General features: G+C 29.1%; 23 protein-coding genes and 3 pseudogenes. 9 read left to right on the top strand and 17 right to left on the bottom strand.

The window, feature by feature from the left end:
• The first annotated feature begins 36 nt into the window (after positions 1–36).
• A complete protein-coding gene (locus AGR56_RS19455) occupies positions 37–492 on the top strand; it encodes a hypothetical protein (protein WP_084756923.1) in 456 nt (151 codons plus the stop codon).
• A gap of 37 nt (positions 493–529) precedes the next feature.
• Entirely contained in the window at positions 530–1,342 is an 813-nt protein-coding gene (locus tag AGR56_RS08795) for an extracellular solute-binding protein (RefSeq protein ID WP_198150085.1), read from the top strand.
• A 173-nt stretch (positions 1,343–1,515) separates the two neighbouring features.
• Here the strand turns inward: AGR56_RS08795 and AGR56_RS08790 are convergent.
• Positions 1,516–2,648: pseudogene (locus AGR56_RS08790) on the bottom strand (glycosyltransferase family 1 protein).
• A gap of 154 nt (positions 2,649–2,802) precedes the next feature.
• Between AGR56_RS08790 and AGR56_RS08785 the strand changes: the two are divergent.
• From AGR56_RS08785 to AGR56_RS08775, 3 genes and pseudogenes are all read left to right on the top strand, one after another.
• Positions 2,803–3,732: a CotS family spore coat protein gene (locus tag AGR56_RS08785; protein WP_347460449.1), complete on the top strand. Its 930-nt coding sequence runs from the start codon at positions 2,803–2,805 to the stop codon at positions 3,730–3,732.
• A 128-nt stretch (positions 3,733–3,860) separates the two neighbouring features.
• A complete protein-coding gene (locus tag AGR56_RS08780) occupies positions 3,861–4,601 on the top strand; it encodes a hypothetical protein (RefSeq protein WP_053241940.1) in 741 nt (246 codons plus the stop codon).
• Positions 4,602–4,612: 11 nt separating this feature from the next.
• Positions 4,613–5,635, top strand: a pseudogene (locus AGR56_RS08775) (CotS family spore coat protein).
• Between the two features lie 43 nt (positions 5,636–5,678).
• Here AGR56_RS08775 and AGR56_RS08770 read toward each other — a convergent pair.
• Positions 5,679–6,803: a glycosyltransferase family 1 protein gene (locus tag AGR56_RS08770; protein ID WP_053241939.1), complete on the bottom strand. Its 1,125-nt coding sequence runs from the start codon at positions 6,801–6,803 to the stop codon at positions 5,679–5,681.
• 133 nt (positions 6,804–6,936) lie between these two features.
• On the opposite strand from AGR56_RS08770, the gene AGR56_RS08765 reads away from it, so the two are divergent.
• From AGR56_RS08765 to rpsT, 3 genes are all read left to right on the top strand, one after another.
• Entirely contained in the window at positions 6,937–7,938 is a 1,002-nt protein-coding gene (locus AGR56_RS08765; RefSeq protein ID WP_053241938.1) for a CotS family spore coat protein, read from the top strand.
• A 107-nt stretch (positions 7,939–8,045) separates the two neighbouring features.
• Positions 8,046–8,948 carry a sporulation peptidase YabG gene (gene yabG, locus AGR56_RS08760; protein WP_053241937.1) on the top strand — a complete coding sequence of 301 codons (903 nt, stop codon included), beginning with the start codon at positions 8,046–8,048 and terminating at the stop codon, positions 8,946–8,948.
• A gap of 484 nt (positions 8,949–9,432) precedes the next feature.
• On the top strand, positions 9,433–9,699 hold the full coding sequence (gene rpsT, locus AGR56_RS08755) for a 30S ribosomal protein S20 (protein WP_053241936.1): 267 nt from the start codon (positions 9,433–9,435) through the stop codon (positions 9,697–9,699).
• A gap of 54 nt (positions 9,700–9,753) precedes the next feature.
• On the opposite strand, the gene holA is transcribed toward rpsT, so the two are convergent.
• From holA to AGR56_RS08720, 7 genes are all read right to left on the bottom strand, one after another.
• Positions 9,754–10,788, bottom strand: coding sequence for a DNA polymerase III subunit delta (gene holA / locus AGR56_RS08750; protein WP_053241935.1), 1,035 nt, complete (start codon positions 10,786–10,788; stop codon positions 9,754–9,756).
• Positions 10,789–10,790: 2 nt separating this feature from the next.
• Positions 10,791–11,621 carry a ComEC/Rec2 family competence protein gene (locus AGR56_RS08745; RefSeq protein WP_084756921.1) on the bottom strand — a complete coding sequence of 277 codons (831 nt, stop codon included), beginning with the start codon at positions 11,619–11,621 and terminating at the stop codon, positions 10,791–10,793.
• Positions 11,622–11,634: 13 nt separating this feature from the next.
• On the bottom strand, positions 11,635–12,537 hold the full coding sequence (locus AGR56_RS22700) for a ComEC/Rec2 family competence protein (RefSeq protein ID WP_053241933.1): 903 nt from the start codon (positions 12,535–12,537) through the stop codon (positions 11,635–11,637).
• An 80-nt stretch (positions 12,538–12,617) separates the two neighbouring features.
• Positions 12,618–13,850, bottom strand: coding sequence for a cation-transporting P-type ATPase (locus tag AGR56_RS08735; protein WP_053241932.1), 1,233 nt, complete (start codon positions 13,848–13,850; stop codon positions 12,618–12,620).
• Between the two features lie 44 nt (positions 13,851–13,894).
• Positions 13,895–14,368 carry a cation-transporting P-type ATPase gene (locus AGR56_RS08730; RefSeq protein WP_053241931.1) on the bottom strand — a complete coding sequence of 158 codons (474 nt, stop codon included), beginning with the start codon at positions 14,366–14,368 and terminating at the stop codon, positions 13,895–13,897.
• Positions 14,369–14,409: 41 nt separating this feature from the next.
• Positions 14,410–15,171, bottom strand: a complete 762-nt coding sequence (locus AGR56_RS08725) for a cation-transporting P-type ATPase (protein ID WP_053241930.1) — start codon at positions 15,169–15,171, stop codon at positions 14,410–14,412.
• A 63-nt stretch (positions 15,172–15,234) separates the two neighbouring features.
• The gene (locus AGR56_RS08720) at positions 15,235–15,867 is read right to left on the bottom strand and encodes a ComEA family DNA-binding protein (protein WP_198149998.1); all 633 of its coding nucleotides are present in this window, start codon (positions 15,865–15,867) and stop codon (positions 15,235–15,237) included.
• Between the two features lie 217 nt (positions 15,868–16,084).
• On the opposite strand from AGR56_RS08720, the gene AGR56_RS08715 reads away from it, so the two are divergent.
• Positions 16,085–17,335, top strand: coding sequence for a D-alanyl-D-alanine carboxypeptidase family protein (locus AGR56_RS08715; protein WP_347460525.1), 1,251 nt, complete (start codon positions 16,085–16,087; stop codon positions 17,333–17,335).
• A 78-nt stretch (positions 17,336–17,413) separates the two neighbouring features.
• Here the strand turns inward: AGR56_RS08715 and AGR56_RS08710 are convergent, their stop codons facing one another.
• The 8 genes and pseudogenes from AGR56_RS08710 to AGR56_RS08675 form a co-directional block, all read right to left on the bottom strand.
• Positions 17,414–18,310 carry an RluA family pseudouridine synthase gene (locus tag AGR56_RS08710; protein WP_053241928.1) on the bottom strand — a complete coding sequence of 299 codons (897 nt, stop codon included), beginning with the start codon at positions 18,308–18,310 and terminating at the stop codon, positions 17,414–17,416.
• A 13-nt stretch (positions 18,311–18,323) separates the two neighbouring features.
• The gene (locus AGR56_RS08705; protein WP_242851379.1) at positions 18,324–19,544 is read right to left on the bottom strand and encodes an LCP family protein; all 1,221 of its coding nucleotides are present in this window, start codon (positions 19,542–19,544) and stop codon (positions 18,324–18,326) included.
• Between the two features lie 9 nt (positions 19,545–19,553).
• A complete protein-coding gene (yqeK, locus tag AGR56_RS08700) occupies positions 19,554–20,123 on the bottom strand; it encodes a bis(5'-nucleosyl)-tetraphosphatase (symmetrical) YqeK (protein ID WP_053241927.1) in 570 nt (189 codons plus the stop codon).
• 10 nt (positions 20,124–20,133) lie between these two features.
• Positions 20,134–20,736, bottom strand: a complete 603-nt coding sequence (gene nadD, locus AGR56_RS08695) for a nicotinate-nucleotide adenylyltransferase (RefSeq protein WP_053241926.1) — start codon at positions 20,734–20,736, stop codon at positions 20,134–20,136.
• A gap of 26 nt (positions 20,737–20,762) precedes the next feature.
• Positions 20,763–21,056, bottom strand: a complete 294-nt coding sequence (gene yhbY, locus AGR56_RS08690; protein ID WP_053241925.1) for a ribosome assembly RNA-binding protein YhbY — start codon at positions 21,054–21,056, stop codon at positions 20,763–20,765.
• A gap of 10 nt (positions 21,057–21,066) precedes the next feature.
• Positions 21,067–22,342: pseudogene (gene obgE, locus AGR56_RS08685) on the bottom strand (GTPase ObgE).
• Between the two features lie 124 nt (positions 22,343–22,466).
• Entirely contained in the window at positions 22,467–22,769 is a 303-nt protein-coding gene (rpmA, locus tag AGR56_RS08680) for a 50S ribosomal protein L27 (protein ID WP_053241924.1), read from the bottom strand.
• A 4-nt stretch (positions 22,770–22,773) separates the two neighbouring features.
• Positions 22,774–23,148 (bottom strand): ribosomal-processing cysteine protease Prp, encoded by a 375-nt coding sequence (locus AGR56_RS08675; protein ID WP_053241923.1) that lies wholly within the window; start codon positions 23,146–23,148, stop codon positions 22,774–22,776.

The following is a 23,148-nucleotide window of genomic DNA, read 5'->3' as shown; positions in this document are numbered from 1 at the left end:
ATGTACTACACAGTGTTAAAAGTGGGGTAATTGGTTATGAAAAATAAATCTAAAAAATTTTTTATCATGTTCATAATTGCGTTATTTATGATAAGCTTTTTGGGTGGATGTCAAAGCAGTAGTTCTAGTTCTACTGTAAAAAAGCAAACTAGTGTAAATAAGAAAGCTACAAAAACTCCTGGAGAAATAACTGTATGGGTATGCAGTAAAGATGAAAATGTTATAAATGATCAAATTAACCTATTTAAGAAAAAATATCCTTATATAAGTGTAAAGGTTGTTGCTATGACTTCAAAGGATATTTCGGATAAATACATAGATAGCTGCACAAATGGCAAAAAACTTCCAGATATAATTGAAGTTACAGATGATAGTACGGCAACGCTTATTAACGGTTTTTCAGATAAGCTTTTAAATGTAGCATCAGATCAAGATATAAAAAAAGGAATGTTTTTAAATAATAGAATAAATAATTTATCAAAGAAAAAATAGCGTTTATGGTTATCCTTGGTATGTAAAACCTGTTTTTATGCTTTATAGGTCAGATATATTGCGGTCAGCGGGTATAGATGCAGAGGATATAAAAACATGGGATGATTATGTAAGCGTGGGTAATAACTTAAAAAGTTCTGGTAGAAAGCTAACTTCGATTCCTAATTTGAGTGAAATATATAATGTTCAGCTAAATCAGCTTGGTACCGATTTTTTTGATGAACAAGGTAAAATTGATGTTAATGGTAAGAAGGTTATGGTAGCAAATAAATTCATATACAATATCCTGAAAAATCAAATAAATATTGATGTGAGTAACAGCGATTATCTTCAATTATTTGAAAAAGGAAGTATAGTTTCTCTTATTGCCACACCAGAAACTGTTTTGTATCTTGAGAAAAGCCATTCTAATTTAAGTGGTAAAATAGAAATAACTAGGCTTCCAGCTTTTGAAAATGGTGGAAATGACACGGCTTATGTTGATGGTACAAATTTTATGATTTCAGGTTCTTCTAAAAATAAAGATTATGCTGTTAAATTTGTCAAATTTGTAACTGGAGATGTTGATGCCGTATACAACCAATTTAATATATATGGACTTTGCTCAAGTAATACAGCTGCATATACCTATGAAAAAATACATAAGAAAAATAAATATGTTGGAGATATAGATATGTATAAATGGTATATTAATTCAGCTAAATTATTTTCTAATATTATATATAATGAAAATTATAATGAAGTAAGAGACGAAGTTTTAAGAAGTTTAAATGATAACATAAAAAGCAATAAAAAAATAGAGGATATTATGAATGATCTTCAAAAATCTATAGAACCTAAATATAAATAATCCAACAAAAAATGCAGCTTTAAGTATTCCATCTCATGAAGGAATTCAAAACAAAATAGAAGTTCTACTTAGCGAAGATGAGCTAAAAGAACTTCATAAAAGTGCAGACAGAAAACCTTAAAAATGTACTTGAAAAATTTGAACCAAAATAGTAAGGATTGTAGGGCTGTCTATTATACTTCTCCCATTGCTTTTTTATAAACAGCGTTATAAATATCAAGTGTTTTTTCAGCAGTTTTCTTCCAAGAGAAAGTTGCTGAATTTTTAATTCCTCTAACCTTTAAATCATTTCTAAGAGACTCATCATTTAAAACCTTCCATAAAGCATTTTCTATTTCTGAACTTTTAAAAGGATCTATAAGAATTCCGCTGTCTTTTACTACTTCTGGAATTGAAGTTATATTTGAAGTTATTACAGGAGCTCCACAGCTCATCGCTTCAAGTGGTGGAAGTCCGAAGCCTTCATAAAGTGAAGGATATGCAAAAACTTCACAGGTGTTATAAAAAATTGGAAGCTCAGATTCTTTTACATAGCCCGTAAATATAACTTCTTTTGAAATTCTAAGTTTATCACATAGAAGTTTTAGATTATTTAAATCATCTTTGTTTGAGCCAACTATAACAAGACTTACTGGTTGTGTGAGGCTTTTTTTTATTTTACTAAAGGCATATATTAAAGCTTTTACATTTTTTCTTGGACTAAAGCCGCCAATATAAAGAATAAACTTGTTTTTTATGCCGTAATTATTTAAAAGATAACCACTACAGTAAGCTTTATCCATAATTTTGTAGTTACTATTTGCTGCAAGAGGTGTTACATATATTTTATCTGGATTTATAGGAAAAAATTTAAGTAAATCCTTTTTTGAGTATTCAGATACAGTTATTATTGCATCACATTTTTCAACTACAAGTGGTATGCTTTTTAGAAATTTAAGAAGATAACCCTTGCCAACAGTTTCAGGCATTACGTAAGGTATTAAATCATGTATTGTAACAACTTTTATACATGACAAATCTTCACTTAAACCAATGCCGTTTTGAGGTATGTGATATATATCAATATTGTTTTTTATAGTATTATATGGTAAATAGCAGTTTTCAAAAAATTATGATGTCCTCTTGAAATTATATTTATTTTGCAATTATTATGTTTAAAGGTTTCATAGTCTGTTCCATACCAATATAAGGTATAAGAATTTTTGCTATCAAGGTTTAAAAGTTCTCTAGTAACATTTTCAGTATATGTTCCAATTCCGCTTCCCCTATATAAATTTATTGGTCTAGCATCTATTCCGATATTCATATAAATCTCTCCTAAAAACTTCCTATATATAATAATATTAATGTTTATAATGAAATGTGCTTTAAATCTAAATCACACAGAAAAGTTTATGCTCATATAATAGTGTATAGAATATGTTATTCATATTTTAATAATATTTCAGCGGTGAAATTTTATGATTGATTTAAGTGAAATTAAGGAAAAGTTAAGTAGTAATTATGAAATTGATACTAAAGAAATAAAAAAAATAAAGAACGTATATAAAATAACTGCTAATTCGTCACAATATTGTCTTAAAGAAATACATTATGACTATGGCCATTTTTTGTTTATAGTATCAGCTATTGAGCATCTTATTAAAAATGAATTTGAATGTATTCCAGATATTATAAGGACAAAAGATAAAAGAAATTATATAAAAATTAAAGAAGGATATGCATATCTTACTAAGTGGATAGATTCAAAATTATGTGATTATGATAATACAGTAGAACTTGTTAAAGCTGTGTCAGCTCTTGCAAAGCTTCATATAAAGAGTTGGGGATTTGAACTTACAAAGGAAATGAATCCAAGGATAGGATGGCTAAAATGGATAAAGCAGTTTGAAACAAGGATTGATGAGATGCTGGATTTTAAAAAAAGAATAGAGGCCAAAGAGAAAAAAACTGAATTTGATACTTTATACATGAATATGATGGAAGAAGAAATTATAAGAGCAAAGAAATCTATAGATGATATAGAAAACTGTGATTACTTTTACAAAATGGAGAAAGAAATTAATTACAAAGGTTTTTGTCATCATGATTATGCACACCACAACTTACTCGTTAATTCTCAAAAAGAAATTAATATAATAGACTTTGATTATTGTATTTTAGATACTCATCTTCATGATTTATCAAGTATTATGATAAGAAAAATGAAAAATGGGAAATGGGATATGGCAACAGCTATTTTTATACTTGATGTATACAACTCAGTTTATAATATTGAAGATACAGATGTACCACTGATGGCTGCTTTTATGGAATTTCCTCAAGCGTATTGGCAGATTGGTATACAGTATTATTGGGAAAAACAACCGTGGACAGAGGAGTTTTTATAAGTAAACTAAAAAAAATAAATGAAGATAAAGAAAATAGACAAGAATTTTTAGAGGAACTTATGACTTTCAAATATAAAAATTAAATTTCATAGAGGTTTCACTTAGTATGAATTATTGAAGGTGATGAAGTGAATAATTTAAAGAATATATCTCTGAAACAATATATTGAGATTAGTGGTATTAATTTTTCTGAAAGTACGCATACAGTAAAAAAAGGCGAAATAACTGAAGAGCTTATTGTTGAGCAATTTCATGTAATTAATAAATTTCATAAGATTTTAAGGGATTATAGAGGATATGATATTAAAAATATAGATAATAAAACTGGAAGGTTAGTTGAAAAATATAAGATGGAGATAAGGCTTGGTAAAAGATACATTAGAAGCACCAAGGGAAATAACATCTCAGATGATTTTAATGATATGCTTTTAAAGTATATCGAAAGAAGTGAAGAATGCGTACTACAAGCATCAAGGAATTATGTTGATTTGATAAAAAGAAGCATGAAAAGCGGAGAGATATGCCTTGAAGATTGCTATTTTGATAATGTATATGAAAATGAACATTTATTTATAAGGGATGCAAGTTCTATATGCTTTGATATGATAGAAATTGATGGCATAAATTTAATAGATAGGATAAAGGTAATAAAGGACGAGTTTGATTGGGAGAAATTAATACATGAGTATGCTTGTATTGAGAAACTTAATGCTTGCAGTGAAGAATTTATGAAGGCACTTATTTCATACCCATCGGAAGTTATGAAATGGTTTAGGAGATATGTTAAAGATGAAGAAAAATTTCCTAAAGACTATTATTTGAAAAAAATAAAAAAAGCAGCTAAGAAGGATGGAAAAAGCATTATTTAGGAGGTAGTAGTATGCTTGATTTAAGCGCTGGAAGAGATAGAGAATTGCTTGAATATGATTTAAATGCTGAGATGTTTGAGGAATTTCAACTCAAAGTTTACAATATAGTTCCTGTTAGAAAAGCATATCTCCTTTCAACGGATAAAGGAGATAAGGTATTAAAGAAGGTGAACTATACTATAGGAGAATTTAACTATATAATTTCTGCTATAAATTATATAAAGAAGAACTTTGATAGGATTGTTGATTTCGCAAAAACTAAAGACAATAAAGAATATTATATAAAAAACGGAGAACTGTACTGCATAATGGATATGATAGATGGAAGAGAATGTGAGTTTAGCAACCCAGTAGATGTTTCTATAGCATCACAGGGACTTAGTAAACTTCACAAGGCTTCAGAGGGATTTAGAACAGAACTTCCTACAAAAAATAATTGTGGAACCTTTATAGAAAGTTTTATGAGAAAAAAGATGAAATGTTGTTTTTTAAAAAAATTTCTAACTTATATGAAGTAAAGACTGAATTTGATAACATATTTATTAAAAACGCGGATTACTATATTAATAAAATTGATGAAAGTCTAGAACGATTAAAGTTAAGTCAGTATTATAAACTTTGCAGTGAAGAGGATAAAATTGTGCTTTGTCATCATGATTTAGCACATCACAATATTATTATAAATAATGAAGAAGCATACTTTATAGATTTTGACTATTCAATTGTAGATTTAAGAGTGCATGATTTGTGCAATTTTTATATCTAAGGCAGTAAAAAATTTTGATTACGATATAAGTAAAGCTGTATTGATATTAGACAATTATTGTAAGGAAACTAGTTTGAAGAAAAACGAGCTTGAGGTTTTGTATGCTCTCTTAAGTTTTCCAAACGACTTTTATACCATAACAAGGGATTATTACAGCAGAAGAAAGGACTGGGGAGAAAAGACATTTTTTAATAGACTTAATAATAAAATTTCAGTCGAAGAAAGTCGGGTGGAATTTTTGGATGAATTTAAAAATAATTTCCTATAAATTATAAAAGCATAAAAAAATAGAGTATTAGAACTCTATTTTTTTATGCTTTTAAAACTGATTTATATGAATTAATGGTTGAAAGTGCTGTGTTTTGCCAGGTTAGATTTTTACAAAGACTAAAACCTCTTGAAGTAAGCTGCCTTCTTAATATATTATTTTCAAGACACTCGTAAATTGATTCACCTAAAGCGTCAGTGTTATGTGGATTAACCATAATTGAGCTTTTACCAAATATTTCTGGAAGTGAAGTTGAATTTGAAACTATAACAGGCGTTCCACATGCCATTGCCTCCAAAGGAGGAAGTCCGAAGCCTTCATAGAAGGAAGGATAAACGAGAAGTTTGGCACTGTTATATAGATATGGCATGTCGCAAAGACTTATAAAGCCAGGAAAGATAACTTTTGAAGTTAAGTTTAGTTTCTCTGTTAGAGAATTGTAAATTGAATATGATATACCTTTTTTTCCTGCAATTACGAGCTTTAAATTTTCGTCTATGCGACTCCTAATTTGGGCAAAAGCTTTTATTATTCCAGCTATATTTTTCCTTGGACTAAAGCCACCAACATATAATATAAAATCTTCACTTATTCCATATTTTTTTTCTATTATTTTTTTGCTTTTAATTTTATCAAGTGGTTTGTAGATCTCCTCTGCTGATAAGTAAGTTACAAAAATTTTATCTTTAGGAAAATTAAAAGCTTTAGCTATGTCATTTTTAGAAAAATTGGAGACCGTTATTATTCCATCACATAAGGAAATTATTTTAGGAAGTTCTTCATTAAAAATTTTAAGATATCTACTGCTTACTGTTTCTGGCATTTTGTATGGAATAATATCATGAAGAGTTATTATAAATTTGCATTTTTTATCCATAGGAAGACCAACACCATTTTGAGGGACATGATAGAGTTCTACCTCATTATCCTTAAGTATGTTTGGTATGTTTACCTCATCCCAAAAGTTATTTTTTATATTAACATTTATATTTCTAAGTTTAAAATTATTATTAAGATTTATGTCAAAGGAAGTTGTATCCGGTAAAAAAATAAAATAGTCATTTGAAAAATCTAGCTTGTTTATATTGTTTATAAGCTCATAAGTATAAGTACCTATGCCTGTTCCTCTATACCATTTCGCTGCTCTTCCATCAATACCTATTTTCATAAGTTATCTCTCCCAAAATCATTACAATCCATTATATTAAAATGAAGTATAAAGTGTTAAAGATATATATTTTTTTCTTCTAAAGTTCTTTCCACTTACATATAAATTAGAATATATGGGAGGTGATTAAAACATGATGAGGGAATTTGAAATAGAAAGACAATTTGATGTTAAAATTGAATCTATGAAACCAAATAAGGGTGTGTATTTTTTAAAAACAAATGAAGGTAGCAAATGTCTAAAAAAAATAAATTATGGTGTTCAAAAATTGTTATTTGTATATGGTGCTAAGGAACATCTTATAAAGCATGATTTTAATTTTGTAGATAAATATTGCCTTAATGTGGAAGGAAATCCCTATGCATTGGTAAATGAGGATATATATACTCTGTCACAATGGATAGATGGAAGAGAATGCAGTTTTACTGACAAGGATGATCTTGTTAAGGCTGCTAAGATATTAGCGCGAATGCATGAATGCTCAAAGGGATATGAACCTCCAGAAAACAGCAAATTGAAAAGCGACCTTGGTAGATGGCCTCATCTTATGGAAAAAAGAGTTAGATCCTTTGAAAAAATGAGGGACATGGCTAGAAAGAAAAATAACAAAACGGAATTTGATGTTAATTATTTAAAAAGTATTGACTTTTTTAAAGAGCAGGGGAAAAAATCAATGGAAATATTGAAAGATTCAAAGTACCCTGAGATATGTGCTAAAACTGAGGAGGAAAAGAGTTTTTGCCACCATGATTTTACTTATCATAATATTATAATTGACAAAGATGAAAAGGTAAATGTAATTGATTTTGATTACTGTAAAAGGGAAGTAAGAGTTTATGATATCTCCAATTTTATGATAAAGGTTCTTAAAAGATGTGATTGGAACATAGAGTATGCCAATATCATACTCAAAGCATACGATGAGGTTTCAAAGCTTCATGAGGAGGAATATAGAGTTCTCTATGCATTTTTGGTTTTCCCACAAAGGTTGTGGAGACTTGCAAATAGGTATTATTATAATGAAGTAAATTGGGGACAAAATACCTTTAACAATAAGATAAAGGAACTTATAGATGAGAGAGAAAAATATACTGCGTTTATTGAAGAATTCAAAAAAACTTATGACCAAAAATAATATAAGAACAGGTTTTGTCTCGCCTTCATAGTATATATGGATACTACACTTAAATTTTATAAAAAAGTGTTGTATCTTTATCTGAGATTTACTGTGGGGTGAGATTTTTGGTTATTGGTGATTTTGTTGCTAGAAAATCACATGATTGTGATATTACATTTAAGATAATAGACATAAAGGAGGGTCCCAATGGTACTTATTGCATCTTAAATGGTGTTAATTTAAGAATAATTGCAGATTCACCAGTGGATGACCTTATGGAAGTTGATTCAAATAATATGGGTGAAATAGAAACTGTATTTAATGAGAACATAAACAAATCTATTGAAAAGATAATAATGGACAGGGGATTAAATAAAGAAGAGAGTATAAAAAAAAACAGAAAAAGGTATAACCACAGAGTGATAAAGAATGACAAAGATGATAAAAATATTAAAAATATGACCTTTGCAAGACCAGGCAAAGTCCTTCATGTTGACGGTGATAGCGAGTATCTTGATGTATGCTTGAAGGTTTATAAACAGCTTAAGATAGATACTGTAGGCAAGGTTATTTCTGAAAAGGATCAGCCGGATCTTATTGTTTCTTTAGTAAAGGAAGTAAAACCAGATATTGTTGTAATAACCGGTCACGATGGCATGATTAAAAATTCAAGAGATTACATGGACATAGAAAGCTACAGGAATTCAAAGTATTTTGTTCAATCTGTTGCAAAACTTAGAGACTACGAACCAAGTTATGATGATCTTGTGATTTTTGCAGGAGCCTGTCAATCTTGTTATGAAGCAATGCTTGATGCTGGCGCCAACTACGCAAGTTCACCTGGTAGAGTTTTAATTCACTGCCTTGATCCTGTTTTTATTTGTGAGAAGGTGGCATATACAAATGTCAGTGAAATAGTAAATATTCAGGAGGTTGTTAAGAACACTGTGACAGGGTTTAAGGGTATAGGTGGACTACAAACTAGAGGTAAGTGTAGAGAAGGGTATCCTAAGTCCGCATATATATAAGTACATCAAAAAATAAGTTGCTTATGCCTTTGGGGGGTGACTGGCTTATTTTTTTATTTAGATTTGGCTATGTTTTTAAATAAGTGTAAAAATACAACTATTTATACATAGCACAGCAGAGAAGGAAAAATCACCTTAACTTTTGGCTTTAGACGAAAAGTTCACCTTTGACGTGCAAAGCATCGTCAAACCCTTCACTTTTCACATAAGTGAAAAAAGTTAGTCTTTTAACGAGCAAGGCAAGTTAAAAACCCTTAACTCGAATTAGTTCACAATATTTTTATATTGAGATAACTTAAATTGAGTTAATTTATCTTTATTTTCTCTTATTTTACACATACTATTCTTAAATTGTATAAGTTTCACTTGATAAATATCTTGATTAATGTTATAATGGCATTTGTTAAATGTTGAATGTGAATGTTACTTATACGCAGATTTCCCCAAAGCTGTGTGGTTATATAAAATTTGAGGTGGTGAAAAAATGGCAAACATAAAATCAGCAAAAAAAAGAATAAAAGTAATAGAAACAAAAACTCTTAGAAATAAAATGGTTAAGTCAGCTTTAAAGACTTACATAAAAAAATTCGAAAGTGCTGTTGATGCTAAAAATGTTGAAGAAGCAAGAAAAGCATATAAAACAGTTTCTGTATCTTTAGATATGGCTGCTTCTAAAGGTATAATCCATAAAAATAAAGCTGCAAGAAAAAAATCAAGATTAGCTTTTAAATTAAATGCATTAAACGCATAGAAAAAAAACCGGTTTATCCGGTTTTTTATTTTTATACGTATTTAAAACAAAGTTTTATCTTAGAATTGCTATATTAATTATCAATAACTCCATTTTAAACTTTGCTTCTCCAGATAAGCTTTTAAGCTCCTTCTCTGTACTTAAACACAAATCAATTGCCCCTACAATCTTGTTTACACTAAAGCTCTTACATTGATGCATCATTTTATCGCATATATATATGTTTAACCTCAATTCCTTAGAGAGAGTTTCTTTACTTTTTCCGCTTTCCATACCTATTCTTAAATTAAGCATTATCCTAAATTGTCTTTCTATCATGTACAATATAACGCTGGCTTTTTCACCTTTAAACATAATTTCATTTAATATCTCAATTGCCTTTTCCGGCTTTGATTGAGATATAAAATCTACCAAATTAAATATATCGTTGCTTTCCTTAGGATGGCATATTAATTCTATATCATCATGAGTTATATCCCTATCTATAGCATAACAGCACAGTTTTTCGGCTTCATTGATTATAACATCAACATTATCGTCTACCTTACTGCAAAAAAAGCTTAATTCAGCCTTGCCAATATTTTTACCTTTGCTTTCAAAAATCTCTTTTACCTTTTTTTGAAGTCCCAATCCTTTAAGCTTTGAAAATTCAACTACACAAGTCTTTTTTTCAAAGCTCCTTATTTTTTTTGAAATTCTTTCCCTAGGATTGTCAAATACATAATACATTATAAAAACACTTTGCTTTGGAATTTTAGTTATATAATTTTCAAGGCTTTTAACTATATCATCACCATTTTTATTGAAGTTTTTAGAATTATCGCCTAAAAAATTTGCTCTATAAACAACAACAACCCTTTTTTCGCTCATAAAAGGAACTGTTTCTAAAGCATTATATATTGAATTAAAATCTACAGTGCTGCCGTCAAAAACATCATAATTTAAGCTTATAAAATCTTTATTTACAAGCTTGCCTATAATCTTTTTAATATAATCTTTAATAAGCTGTTCATTAAATCCAAATATTATATATGAATTTTTTAAATTTCCCTTTTTTATATCATCATCAAGCTCCAGGTAATTTATCAACCTTATTCACCCCTTAAAACTAATATCTTGCCAAAAATAATTAAAGCAGAAGCTTTTATCTTATACGAATCGTATTTTTGGGTTTTATCCATTTTAATTATATCATATCCATTTAAATAACTTCTTTTATAAACTATATTATTACTATCACTTTGAAGCATTTTTTTACCATTGCAATAAATTTCAACGTTATTTTTTAAACTATCCACAGATATTCTATAAACCTTATTTATAATAAATGTTTTATAGTTATATACGAAGCCATTTACGCTAAATCTATTAGCAATTTCCTTTTTATCCTTTTCGTTTTTAGTATAACCATTCATAACTGCAACAGATCTATTTTTATAATTTACTATTAAAGCACTGCTATTTTTAAGCGTAACATAGCTTATTTTAGGGAAAACGCAATAGCTTTGAAAAGTAACAGCTATGAATATAATTACAGGAAAGTACTTAAGCTTTTTATTTCCCTTTAAATACATAGCAAAACTTACAAGTATAAAAATAAGTGCAACCCCTATAAAACTTGTTGCATAGGTTATATGTGGAGTAATAAATAGTAAATCATCTATAACTCCATCTAAAGATTTTAAAATAATATCAATACCCTTGCATAATAACGAAAATAGATAGTCAAATTGGAATAAAAATATTCCTGCATTCCCAAGCAGCACTATTAAAGAGTATACTGGTACAACTATAAGATTTCCAAGTATAAATCCTCCACTAAAGCTGTTTAACACTAAAAGGCAATATGGAACAGAAAAAATTTGTGCACTTAGTGTAACGCTTAAAGCATCATTTAATTTTTGTGGAAGCTTATACATCATTCTTCTTATTTTTTTATAAAAAAATTATTATACCTAAAGTAGCAAGATAAGAAAGATCAAAACCTATATTTAATAAGTAATATGGTTTTAATACAAGCATAACAAGGGCCGAAAATGCTAAAGAAACCAGAGCATTATAGTTTTTATGTATTCTATAAGATAATTTTAAAATAGCTATCATTATAAATGATCTAACAGTAGCAGGCAGATTACCCGTAAATATAACATATATTAGAGAAACTATAAGTGCACCAAATGTGCCTAGCAATTTCTCCATGACAATATATATAACTCCTATGTGCATTCCAGATACACTTATGGCATGTATTATACCAAGTGTCTTTAAATTGTTTTTATATTCACTGCTTAAATTTGAAGTATCTCCAAAGCAAAGAGACATTACAATTCCTGCATCATCTTTTCCCATTTCTCCTTTATACTTTTCAAATATCTTTCTTCTAAAATCATATATTTGAGAAATAAAATCTTTCTTTACATATTTAACTTCCTTGACATTTAAATCACCTATTATTCCATTATCATAATCTATATCTTTGCTAAACTCACCGTATATTTTTACCAAATCTCCAACACTTACTTTGTTTAAGTTCCCCTTCAAATTAAAATTTCTTCCTAAGCAACTTCCTTCAGCATAATAATTATTTTTGCTGTTTATTCTAATTTCTAAAGCAGCCTGTTTGGGAATTTTAACATTAAAATATAAATTTGAACTTACAAAACCAAGACATACAAATAAAATACACAGTGCACAAAATTTTTTGTCTATATTAAAATACAATATTCCAAAAAAAGATGCAGCTATTACTGCACCTAAAACAATACTATAATTTAAAATAATATATGATAAGATTCCTATTATAGTGCTGATACAATAAAATACCAGTGGATTACTCATACAAAAATACACCTCCACTTTTTAAATTGTAACCATCACTATAAAGTTTAATCAACACTTATTTGAAACAAGCCTAACATCTATGAAAATGTTCTTTTAATTCCTAGCAAAATTGCTTCAGCTAAAAGAACTACCCCAAGCACTTCTAGTTCATATAAACTAAGAATATCAATGCTGAAAATAGCTTTACCTGCACCAGTAAATAAGATTAAGCTTTGAATAGCAATATTGGCAATTATAACAATATAAAAATGCAGATTATTTTTGAAGTTATTTATAAGAACATATATGATACTTGCATAAATAATACTATATAAAATAAAATTATCTGCATTTGTTATATGCTTATAATCTGAAAGAAAATAATACCCCGAAAAACTAATCATTAATATAAAGATGCTGCTTAATAAAACTGAGAATATATTTATATTCCATAATCTTTCTTTTTCAACTTCATAATCATATTCAACAGAAACATTAGTATAATTTGTTAATATAGCTATTCCGTTTAAATTAAAACAAATAAATATCATCCATATAATTGCATATATATCAAAAGGCATGTTTTTGTTCTGCATAGAAAATATCAGCAGCATAAGCGTAATACAAATATCACCCAATATTATATTTTTAATCATATCCCTTATTGATATTATTAATCGTTTGCTATTTTCTATTATCTTCAATATCTTTCCAAAATCATTTTCTTCAAAAAATATATCACTGAGTTTTTTTACTATTTTATTACATGTCCTTCCTGAAGATATAAATAAATTTGCCTCTTTTAATGTTGGAAGTTCTGTAAGCTTAGATCCGCTTATGATAATATTATATCCAAATTTCTTCAGTGTTTTTACAATGTTTTCTTTATTTTTATTTGAAACTCTAGAATACATCCCTATTTTTTCTACATGTCTTTCAAATTCATCATTTAGTATATTTTCAAGTTCAATTCCAGATATTACAGAATTTCCCTCACTTAAAATACGTGTTTTATTTCCTATAGACAATGCTGTAAGTTTACTATCTTCAGTAAATATAATAGGTTTAATTCCATCATTTCTACATCTTTCAAGGGTATATTTAAAATCATCTTTTATTGGGTTCTCAAACCCTACCAAACCTGCAAAAACGAGATTACTCTCTATATTTTCATCCTCACTAGGTCTATAGTTAAAATTCCTATATGCAAAAGCCACCACATGCAGTGAATCACTACTCATTTGTATATCTGCTAATTTTATCTTGTTTATAATATCATCTGTAATTTCTCTCTCCGTACCATTAATCATAACATGAGTACACTTTTCCAAAATAACATCTAAAGCACCTTTTACATTTGCTCTATATTTTCTATCTATTTTATTAACTGTAGTTTTATTCGTTTTTCAGCATCATATGGTATTTCAAAAATTCTCTTAATTCCTTTAACTTCAAAAATATCAATTCCTTTTCTTTCTACATAATCTATAATTGATCTTTCCACAATATTTAATGTAGTATGAGAATAATCATTTTGATTATAATCGTTACATAAAATACCTATGTTCATTATTCTTTCTATGTTATCTGTCCATATTAAATCTTTATCTGCCGTTTTTAAATCTGTATTATCATATATGCTTTTAATAAACATTTGATTCTTAGTAAGTGCATCCTCTTTTTCTATGCATATTGCATTTATTTGTGACAATTCTTCTATTATCGACAAGTTTTTTAAAACAATTTTATCTTGCTTTAAGTATTGTTTAGATATATGAAATATTTCAAATAAGATGAAGGTAATTTCCATTGGCATTCCAGATATACATATGAGTGCACTCTCATACATACCTTCATAGGAGGCCTTCTTGTATATAATAACAAATATAGCTATAAAAAAGCAATTACAGTAAAAGCATTAACAGTTTCTTTAACTCTATCCGTTATAAAATTTCTGTTATTATTTCCATTGAAAAATGAATCCATTATTCTTCCAAATTCAGTATTCATACCTACTGAAACAACTATGCCTTCCCCTTCTCCTGAAACAACTACTGAAGATTTAAAAAGCATATTTTTCATTTCAGATATAGGTATATCATCTCCTCCTATTTTGGCTGAAAATTTCTCCACAATACTTTCGTCACCAGTTATGTTGACTTCATTGATTTTAAGTTTATCACAATCAATTATTCTGACTTCTCCTGGAATTATATCTCCCTTAGAAAAAATAATAATATCACCAACTACAAGTTCCATAGCAGGAATTTTTATGAGCTTTCCACCTCTTAGCACACTACAAAAATTATAATTAAGTCTTTCAATATTTTTGATTTCTCTGTATTTTTTGTAATAAGTATTTATCACAATAGCTAAATCTAAAAACATAAAAACAATTGTAAGCAAAAAAATATCATATTTCCTTAAATAAGCAAACATTGCGGAAGCTATGATAAGCAGCATAATCCACGGTTTAATCATTTCCCTAAGTGCGCTAAAAATAAATTTTTTCTTACTTATTTCAATTAATCCATTACTTCCGTATCTTTCTCTATTAAAAGCAACTTCATCAGAATTAAGCCCTCTTATGCTGTTACTTCTGAATAGCTTGACCACATCAACTGCAGCTAAACCATACCAATCAGCAATCATTCAATCAACCCCCAGTAAAATATACATAAATAATATCGTATTTATTGGCAATATCTTTATTTTTTAATTTATTTCAACATATTGGCTTAGGTTTTCACCTCTTTTAGGTCCTATGGCTTTCTTTAGATCCTCAACAGAATTTATTCTACCACCATTTTTTTCTCTATACTCAATTATTTTTTTAGCCAGTCCATCTCCTATCCCCTTTATCTTTTTATTTACAATATCCTCCTCCGTTGCAGAGTTAATATCAAGTTTCTCTCCTTCTTCTTGATTCATCGCTGCTTTACTATTTCCCTCGCTGCTATTTGTTATACTTGTGTTGATGCTTTCACCCTTAGCCTTCACATATATATTAGCACCATCACTTACTTTTGCTGCTCCATTTACACTGTACTTATCGGCCTTATCAGTAAATCCACCAGCGAACTTCACAAGTTCTTCAATCCTATCATCAGAATCAAGAGAATACACTCCTGGTTTATTTACTTCACCATAAATTTGAGCCTTAATTTCTTTCTTGGAAGCTTCCTGCTTAGAAGATTCTTGTTTACTATCTTTTTTAACAAAAGAATCCTCAATTTTAAAGTCATTTGCAGTTCTATTTTTATAAGATATGTATCCTATTAATAATAAACCTACAAAAATAATCAAAATTATAATAGAGCCTATCAGTTTCTTTCTATTTTTTATCATAATGACTATCATCCCTATAAATTTTAATAATATTAACCATAATGCTATTTTTTATAATATTTATGTAGCTTGTGATTAGAAGAACCCTATAAATATTAAATTTCATTATAATTATCGCCAAATGCAGCGAAATTTAAACACTTTTTTTTTTTGCTATAATCACATTTTTTTTGATATACTATTAGCATGATTATTTTAAGGAGGTTATTATGAAAAAATAGCATGCGCTATATTAGTTTTAGCAACACTTATTTTCAACTTAGGTTTTGAAACTTATGCTGCACCATCAGCACCAGCAATCAGCTCTGATAATGCAGTTTTAATAGATGCAAAAACAGGTGAAGTTTTATATTATAAGAATATGAATGCCATTTTTCCACCGGCTTCCACAACAAAGCTTATGACAGCTCTTTTAACAATTGAAAATTGTAATCTTGAAGACACAATCACTGTAAGCAATGATTTCCTCACTAAAAATTCAAAATATATAGATGGAAATAGAATATACATAGAAAATGGTGAACAACTTAAAATTAAAGACTTGTTATATTCACTATTATTAATGTCTGCAAATGATTCTGCTGTCGCTCTTGCAGATCATATAAGCGGTTCTGTACCAGAGTTTACTAAACTTATGAATAAAAAAGCTAAAGAATTAGGATGCACTAGCACAAATTTTGAAAATCCAAATGGTTTATATGATGATAAGCATAAATCTTCAGTCAAAGATCTTGCTTTAATAATGCAAGAATTACTCAAGCATCCTGAATTTACAAAAGTATCTACTACTTTAGTATATGAAATGTCACCTACAAATAAATTTAACGCTGATAATACAAAAAAAACGAGAAGATTTTGGAATGAGGATAAACTATTATATAAGCAATCAAGTTGCTATTATGAGGGTATCTTAGGATCTAAATCTGGATATACCATTCAATCTTTTCATTCTTTTTCAGCAGCAGCAACTAGAAATAATTCAACTTTTATAGTTGCCTTTCATGGTAAAACAAAAACTTTTTATGAAGATACTAAAATTTTGCTGGATTATGCGTTTAATAATTTTGAAGAGAAAAAGTTGTTTTCAAAAGGAGATATCGTTACCTATTATAATCTAAATGGAACAAAAATCCCTCTTATTGCAAGTAGTGATTACTATTATGTGGCTCAAAAAGGCTCTAAATCTAAACCTGAATATTCTATTAAAAAAGGATCAATTAAAAAAACAAGTTTCAATAAGGGAGATATGTTGTTAACCTTGAAACTTAAGCTTGATAATAAAGATTTATCTGACTTAAAGCTCATAAGTGGTACGAATTATAAACTAAGAACTATTGGAACATATAAAATATCAAATACCTCTCAATACATTATATTAGTAATTTTCTGTTTTATATTACTGCTTGGATGTTTATTTATATTTTTCAAAGCTAAATCGAAAAAATCTAATAAAAATATATATTATTAAGGTTACGCTTTAAAACAAGGCCATTATTAAAAAAATAGTATTAAGGAGAAAAAAGAATACATCTCTTCCTCCTTAATACTATTTTTTTAGTTTACTTACAAGTTCCTTCATGTCATCAGGCAATTCAGTTTCAATACTTACTACCTTTCCACTTCTTGGATCAGGAAACTGAAGCTTATACGCATGAAGCGCCTGCCTATTTATATATTCCTTTTCTTCAACACCATACAGAGAATCACCAAATATAGGATTGCCCATGCTGCTTAAATGCACGCGTATTTGATGCGTTCTGCCAGTTTCAAGAACTAACCTTACCATTTCGCTATCTTCATATTTTTCAATAACTTCATAATGAGTTATGCTCTTTTGTCCTCTATCATCTATAATTCTCTTTAGGGAGCCTCCTTCGTCTCTATAAATAGGCTTATCTATAGTTCCACTTTCAGGTTTTAGGTGTCCATGAATTACAGCTATATACTCTTTTTTAAAACTTTCCTTGTTCATATCCCTAGCAAGCGCCATATGAGAAAATTGATTTTTAGCTATTAAAACAAGCCCTGAAGTATCCATATCCAGCCTATTTACAAGCCTTACTATGCAATTTTCTCCCTTTTCCCTAAAGTAATATATAAGCCCGTTTGATAAAGTTCCACTTTGATAGCTTTTTGTAGGATGCACTACCATCCCTGGTAATTTATTCACAACAATAACGTCCATATCTTCATAAGCTACATCTATATCCATCTTTTCTGGTTCTACATTTTGGCTTTCGCTTTTTGTAACTTCTATTTCAATCTTATCTTCATATTTCAATTTATATGAAAGCCTTGCAGTTTTTCCATTTACAAAAAGTCTATTGTCAAATGCTGCACCTCTTACAAATCTAGTTGAAAATCCTTGAACTCCTTTTAAATAGTCCTTTATTTTACGACCTTCATATTGCTTCTCTATAAAAAAACTAAGTTTACTATCCATTTAAAAAGCCTTCCTATTCTTTAAAGTCTTCACCAATAATTATAATAATATCATACTTCTGAGCCTTATTATTAACGAGTTCTGCATTTTCAATTCCAAGCCTACTTTTAACTTCCGAAGCGCTTCCTTCATCAATACCATATAATGTGGCTCTAGTTTCCTTTACTGGCTTTTTAGATGCATTTCCTGTAGTAATATCAGAAAATCCTTTTTTTATAAGCTTATCCCTATACTTTTTTGCAAGTCCATTTATTTCTGTACCATTTAAAATTTCCACCTTCAAATTTTTAATATCTACATTACTAGTTTCAGGTGATCTTTTATCATCAACTGTTTGATTATTACTTTTAGAATTATATACAAAGTAAGAAACTCCATTTATATACATAGATGTTCCTTTTATTGTGCTCATAGTAATATTGTTTTTATTTACTTTTAATGCTGCTGATCCATACTTTACTATTTCTGAAGCCGACATATTAGTCTTTGTATTTTTAGCAATCGCCTTAAGTATTGCTGGTAATTTAAATATTGCTCTTTTAGTCTTTAATTTTTGAACCACTGCCTCAATAAAGTTATGTTGTGATTTTATTCTTCCAATATCACCTTCAGCAAATCCTGTTCCATCATTATTTTTTCTCCATCTAAAAAACTCTTCAGCCTTTTGTCCATCTAAATGCTGACTTCCTTTCGTAAAATGAATATGAAGATTTTGAGCTGGGTCATCATAATTCATTTCATTTTCAATATTTACATCTATACCCCCAATAGCATCTATTATATTTCTAAATGCAGTATAATCAACTTGCATATAATAATTTATATTTATCCCCATCATATTTTCAATGGAATCTGCAAGGTATTTAGCTCCACCTATTGGTACAGAAGAATTAATTTTCGCATTTTTTCCATTGATTTTTATTTTAGTATCTCTTGGTATAGAAATAACCTTAATAGTCTTTAGACTTGGGTCATAGCTAATCACCATAATAGTATCTGTTCTTTGTGCTGCATTATCAATTCCAGCTTCAGAACTTCCTATATCAACACCAGTAACTAAAAAATTCACAACTTCATTCCCCTTTGCTGGTGAAGCTTCTAAATTTATGTCCTTAGAATTGGTTTTCATAGACGATAAATATATATATGAAAATCCAATAGTACCTACAAGCAAACATACTAGTATAATAGAGATAGTAATAAGTATTTTTTTTATTGCATTTGAATTTCTCACTAACTACACCTACTCTTTATTATAAATCATATAATTTCTAGCCTCTACAGTATCCAAATGAATTAGCATTTCTCTTTTTATGACGTATTTTATTGTTTGGTCAAAAGAAAGAAGCATTGCTTCATCTAGATTATCATTTACTGCTTTTCTGAGTTCATCTACACCAGGGAAATCCCTTAAAGGTTCAACATAATCAGCTATATAGATAATTTTTTCAAGAAGCGTCATATTTTTCTTACCAGTAGTGTGAAACCTAATGGAATTTAATATTTCTTCATCGTTTATTCCCATTTTATCTTTAGCTATTATACTGCCAGCAAGTCCATGAGCAATACTTGGATTTTTAAGCTCAACTTCATTTAAAATATATCCTGCTTCAGAACATATATTTATTATTTCTTTATCCTCAATATTCTTAGCACAGTCATGAGCAAGTCCAGCAATACTGGCTTTTTTAACATCGCAATTATATTTTTCTGCAAGTTTAACTGCTGTATCTCTAACGCTTAAACTGTGTTTAAATCTACTTTCCTTAAGATTTTTTTTTAAATACTCTATAATTTCGTTTTCTGTCCACATAATTAACACCTCAAATATAAAGTTTATTATTCTTTATTATATCATAAACTTCCCTGGGTACTAAATATTTTATTTCTTCGCATTTTTTTACTTTTTTCCTTATTTGTGTAGAAGATATATCTAGAAGCGGTATGTCCATAAATATTACTTCATGCTCATACTTATTCTCAATTTCACTTTTTTTCCTTAAAATATCCTTCCTTTCATATCCAGGTCTATTAAAAACAACAAATTTACTGCATTTAAAGATTTGTTCCGGACATTTCCATTCATCAACATACATTAAACAATCTACTCCAGTTATAAAATATAACTCTGTATTCTTTTCAATTGAATTTATATATTCAAGTGTTTTATAAGTATAACTATATCCTTTTTTATCTATTTCATATCGACTAACTTTGAATTTTTCTTCACCTGTTATAGACTTCTTTATCATATCATATCTAATCTCAGGTGAAGTTATTATTTTATCATTTTTATGAGGCGGACTTCCCGCTGGCATAAATATAATTTCATCAAGTCCAAGTCTATACAAGCTTTCATAAGCTATATTCATATGTCCATTATGAAAAGGATCAAAAGTACCTCCCAAAATCGCCTTTTTCTCCATTATATCCCTCTTCATCAAATTTAGATTTATTTTGGAATTTCTATTTTGGGTTTTTTCTTAGATTTCCTATATAAAACTAATTTTCTTCCTATAGCCTGTATTCCCTCACTATTTAATTTGCTACATATCACATCGCTTGCTTCCCTAGGAGTAAACTCACTGTTTTCAAGAATATTTATTTTAATTAGTTCTCTTGCTTCCAATGCATCGTCTATTTGTTTCAAAAAAGTCTCGTCTATTCCATTTTTTCCTAACTGAAAAATCGGATTTATTGTATTTGCCATACTTCTTAAAAATGCTCTTTGCTTACCAGTTAACATAAAAATCCTCCTAAAGTAAAAACTCAAATTCAAAATCATTTAATCTAACTAAATCGCCATCTTTTATTCCAAGCTCCATAAGTTCATCCATAATACCCTTATTTTTTAATACCTTATGAAAGTACCTAAGTGAATCCGGTTCATTTACATTTACACTATTTAAAAGTCTATCCACAAAACTTCCTTCAATAATATAGCAGTTAGCTTCTTTCCTAATTGTGTAAGTAAACTTTTTATCCTCTGGTACAAACTTGTCTTCTTCCTCTATTTCAATATCCGTTACAGGTATCGTACTTAAAATTCTGGCACTTTCCTTTATAAGCTCATCTACACCAAGCTTAGTAGCAGCTGAAATTTTAAACACATTTTTATAGCCTAATTTTAAAAGTTTATCTTTAAACTCTTCAAATTGTTTATCATCATAAATCATATCACTTTTATTAGCTGCAACTATTTGAGGTCTATCCCAAAGCTTAATATTGTATTTTTTAAGCTCTTCATTTATCTTAAGAAAATCCTCAAACGGATCTCTTCCTTCAGAACCTGAAATATCAACTACATGAATTAGAAGCCTTGTTCTTTCAATATGTCTTAAAAATTCAAAACCAAGTCCAACTCCTTCAGCTGCACCTTCTATAATTCCAGGTATATCTGCCATTACAAAACTATTTATACCAGGTAAACTTACCACTCCAAGATTTGGTGTAATAGTAGTAAAATGATAGTTAGCAATTTTAGGCCTAGCCTTTGATACTACTGAAAGAAGTGTAGATTTTTCCTACATTCGGAAATCCAATAAGCCCTACATCTGCAAGAAGCTTCAATTCAAGCTTTATCCATCTATCCTCTCCCGGCATTCCAGGCTCCGCAAAATTAGGTGCCTGCCTTGTAGGTGTACAAAACTTTACATTTCCTTTTCCACCTTTTCCACCTTTAGCAACTACAAACTTATCTCCCGTGTGAGCAAGATCCGCCATGATTTTATTGCTTTCAAAGTCTCTTATAACTGTCCCCATAGGAACTTTTATATATAAGTCATTTCCATCTTTTCCATAGCATTTTGATCCTGCGCCATTTTCTCCATCATTAGCTGCATACTTTCTCCTGTATTTAAAGTCAAGAAGAGTAGTCATATTAGGATCAACTGTTATTATTACACTCCCACCTTCTCCACCGTCTCCGCCATCTGGTCCTCCAAGTGGAATGTATTTTTCTCTTCTAAAAGAAATAGCGCCATCTCCACCTTTGCCTGATTTAACCAATATTTTTGCTGTATCTATAAACATTTTTTCTCACCTTTTACCTTAAAATTTGTATAATTGTTATAAGTTATTATCTTCATTTTGAAGATTTTTATCAGCAAAATTTTAAGAGTTTTAAAAAAGCACCCTAATTTAAAGGGTGCTCTTACTATTCTGCTGCACTTTCTTCAGTGGCAACTGGATAAACACTTGCTACTTTTTTAGTTCTGCCTACTCTTTCAAATTTAACTATACCATCAACTTTAGCAAAGAGAGTATCATCTCCACCTCTACCTACGTTTGCACCAGGATGAATTTTAGTTCCTCTTTGTCTAACAAGTATGTTGCCAGCCAAAACAAACTGTCCATCTGCTGATTTAGTTCCAAGTCTCTTAGACTCACTGTCTCTTCCGTTCTTTGAACTACCTACTCCTTTTTTGTGCGCACACAACTGAAGGTTTATTATTCTCATATAACTACACCTCCTCCAAGATTATATTCATATATTCTCTATAAGTTAATTCTAAATTTTTAAGACCTATAAGCGTAGTCTCCATCAAAACCTGAGTTTTTTCAATTTCTCTCAAGGTTAGATTTTCCAGATTCAAAGCTATGTATCCTTCTTCTACAGTGCATTCAACTTTTAATTTTAATACCTCTTCAATGCCAAGTATGCATATCTGACCTAAAAGTGATACTCCACTACAAGCTATATCATCATATAGCATGTTAGTTTCAGGATCATAATTGTCATTACTTTTTTCAAAGCTTTTTGCTGTGCGGTCTGCATGACCTCTTATAACATAAGAAACAAGCATACCATCCTTTTTTTTAAAAGCTATATCAATCAT

The organism is Clostridium sp. DMHC 10 (assembly GCF_001270375.1).
GTDB classification, from domain to species: domain Bacteria; phylum Bacillota; class Clostridia; order Clostridiales; family Clostridiaceae; genus Clostridium_S; species Clostridium_S guangxiense.
Note: the sequence above shows the minus strand (reverse complement) of the source record. Positions and strands in the feature narration are given on the sequence as shown.